Annotated in this window: 1 protein-coding gene; it reads left to right on the forward strand. The window is 72.2% G+C overall.

What is annotated here, in order from left to right; translation table 11 throughout:
* Window positions 1-389: ABC transporter ATP-binding protein (locus FMM79_RS00075; protein ID WP_148625011.1), on the forward strand; the 389-nt coding region annotated here is incomplete at both ends.

The raw sequence follows: 389 nt of genomic DNA on the forward strand, positions 1-389 counted from the left end.
TCGTCGGACCCTCCGGGGCCGGCAAGAGCAGCCTGCTGGCGCTGCTCGGGCGGCTCTACGACGTCGATGCCGGGCGTGTCCTGCTGGGTGGCGTGGATATCCGCCGGTTGAGCGAAACGACCCTCGCCGCCAGTCGTAACCTGGTGTTCCAGGACAACGGCCTGTTCCGCGGCAGCGTTGCCTGGAACCTGCGCATGGCGCGAGCGGACGCCGATCTCGAAGCGCTGCGCGAGGCGGCGCGGGCGGTTGGCCTGCTGGAAGAGATCGAGGCCTGGCCGCAGGGCTGGGACAGCGACGTCGGTCCCGGCGGCGCGCTGCTGTCCGGCGGCCAGCGGCAACGCCTGTGCCTGGCTCGCGGGCTGCTCTCGACGGCGCCGTTGCTGCTGCTC

This window comes from Novosphingobium sp. BW1 (assembly GCF_008107685.1).
GTDB lineage: Bacteria > Pseudomonadota > Alphaproteobacteria > Sphingomonadales > Sphingomonadaceae > Novosphingobium.